We start from the raw sequence: 2,029 nt of genomic DNA on the forward strand, positions 1-2,029 counted from the left end.
GCTCGGGATATCCGCGCTTAGGATTGAGATGCTGCGACGGGATTGAGAGTGCCAGGCGTCAGACGAATGGCGTTTAGTAGGCAGTCGGGGTGAAAGAAAAACTGCTGCCGTGCTGAGAAATTCTGCGGCGAACAAGGTCTCCCGGCTTTATATCAATTTCTGATTCGATGATTCTTGAGGTGCCGAAAAGCATGTATTTCGAGACACCAAGAATATGCTTGCCAGGGGCCAGCCCAAACTTGGCAACCTCCCCAGGGTGAAACTCGGCAGCCGGTTTTCCATCAATATGCAAAATAAAACGGACTTCAGCTCCGTAGATGCCCGAGTCTCTAGTCACCACCAACTGAGCCGCGTTCTTTTCCGTAAAGGCATACATTCTTGTGGATGGCACAGGGTCTGCGATGTCTGCAGATATAGGCGATGTGGAGCACCCCCCAATAGCAACAAGCAGTAATGCTCCGATTAAGCCTCGCATATCGTTCCTTCGAAAAATTTTGTGCGACTTTAACATCCACGATAACCGTAACAAGCTGGCTGGTCGCTACATCTTATCTGATGGTCGTTCTACCCACCCACCGCTTGCCGCAGCAGCGCGACACCGGTCATCAATCTTCGGGATTGTTGTCAGCAAACGACTTATTCAGTAGGCCCTGAACGACACTGTCGGGATAACCCAGTAATTGCTTACTGAATGCATCTCCATCGGCTGGACGAGTCGCCAGTAGCCCCCAGGACTTTGTTCCATCTGCGTTAAAGACCACGATTAGCTGATTGTCTGCACAATCATGTGGCTTGCACATGTGGCCTACCGTAAAGCGTTTACCATCCGCCGAAACTGTCTCGACTGGCGACGCTGTGCCCTGAGCTTTACTGACCCAGTCCGGATAACTGAGCATCTCTGCGTAGGCTTTTTTGTAAGGCGCTTTGCTGGCAATCTCGGGCAGATATTGTTTAGCCCAAACGCCTTCAGACACTAGCATCATGGAGGCACCCGCAAGCATTGAAAGGCAAGACAGCATGGTCTTGTAGAAAACGTGGCGTGATGACGGCGGTCATTTGCTTCGTGTACTTTCGACCCACACCCCACTTACGGATGAGTATCATGAATGACGATTTGAAGCAGTCAGGCTCTACTACTACATCACAAGCCACTACCTCTCTAGAGCAGGTCAAAACCGGCAGAGTCCTGGATTTTACCTGGGCGCCAAACGCCAACACCACGACCACCATCGTCTCGGCAGACTTTGTCGACTACAAGGTCGATACTGCCCAGGGCAGCCCCACTGGCGACAGCCATTCCATTGCGCGATTTACCTATGTTCAGGGCAAAGGCGGTGGCCAGATCAGCCAACTCTTTCTGGAAGAAATGCGTGCCGGTGTACGTGCCAATACCCAGATCGGGTTGATGGTGGGACGCAAATGGGTTTTGGACCCCAACGGGGAAGTCTCCGGCAGCATCGGTACTTATGTGGTCGAGCAATTCGACGACATGCGCGCCAGTGTGAATTATGTCGGCTCCTTTGCCCGGGTCTTCGCTGATCCGAGGATGGTCAGCTATCACGCTGGCGGACATGTGCACACCAATGTCTCTATCACCGGCAGCAGGCCCTTGACCATGGCGGATTCAGGCAAGTCGATCCTGGTCATCAGCGATACAGATGTCACGCTGACAATCGGTGATGACGTAATTGAAGGGTTCAAGGTGAATCTAATCCAGGCGGCCGCCGGCAAGATCAACATTGCTGTATCCAGCAGCCACGTGATCTACAGCAACGCTGGAAGCCGCACGCACACGCTCAATCCACTGGATGAGCTGGAAGTCAGTACCTTCCCATTCGGGCCGGTGTTTCTGGCCTTTCGAGTCAGGCCTATTGCATGAATAGCCCGGCATAACCAAACCCCAGAAACACAAAAGCCCCGCATTCGCGAGGCTTTTGTATGAATCTTGGCGGGAAACCAGGGATTCGAACCCTGGAGACGCTATTAACGTCCGCCGGTTTTCAAGACTGCCGAGTTAACTATAATAATC

Annotated in this window: 3 protein-coding genes; 1 reads left to right on the plus strand and 2 read right to left on the minus strand. The window is 52.5% G+C overall.

Going from position 1 to position 2,029, the window contains the following annotated elements; all coding sequences use genetic code 11:
* Positions 1 to 73: 73 nt before the first annotated feature.
* Positions 74 to 475 carry a hypothetical protein gene (locus GIW04_RS30225; RefSeq protein WP_034134641.1) on the minus strand — a complete coding sequence of 134 codons (402 nt, stop codon included), beginning with the start codon at positions 473 to 475 and terminating at the stop codon, positions 74 to 76.
* Between the two features lie 130 nt (positions 476 to 605).
* On the minus strand, positions 606 to 983 hold the full coding sequence (locus tag GIW04_RS30230; protein ID WP_232964648.1) for an Ivy family c-type lysozyme inhibitor: 378 nt from the start codon (positions 981 to 983) through the stop codon (positions 606 to 608).
* A gap of 119 nt (positions 984 to 1,102) precedes the next feature.
* On the opposite strand from GIW04_RS30230, the gene GIW04_RS30235 reads away from it, so the two are divergent.
* On the plus strand, positions 1,103 to 1,879 hold the full coding sequence (locus tag GIW04_RS30235; protein WP_232964647.1) for a hypothetical protein: 777 nt from the start codon (positions 1,103 to 1,105) through the stop codon (positions 1,877 to 1,879).
* The last annotated feature ends 150 nt before the right edge of the window (positions 1,880 to 2,029 follow it).

Source organism: Pseudomonas sp. PA-4-8C, assembly GCF_021606625.1.
Lineage (GTDB): Bacteria > Pseudomonadota > Gammaproteobacteria > Pseudomonadales > Pseudomonadaceae > Aquipseudomonas > Aquipseudomonas lactis.

Coding starts and splice junctions, on each gene's coding strand:
- GIW04_RS30230 (WP_232964648.1), bottom strand. CDS start 983: ATGATGCTAGTGTCTGAAGGCGTTTGGGCTAAACAATATCTGCCCGAG.
- GIW04_RS30225 (WP_034134641.1), bottom strand. CDS start 475: ATGCGAGGCTTAATCGGAGCATTACTGCTTGTTGCTATTGGGGGGTGC.
- GIW04_RS30235 (WP_232964647.1), top strand. CDS start 1,103: ATGAATGACGATTTGAAGCAGTCAGGCTCTACTACTACATCACAAGCC.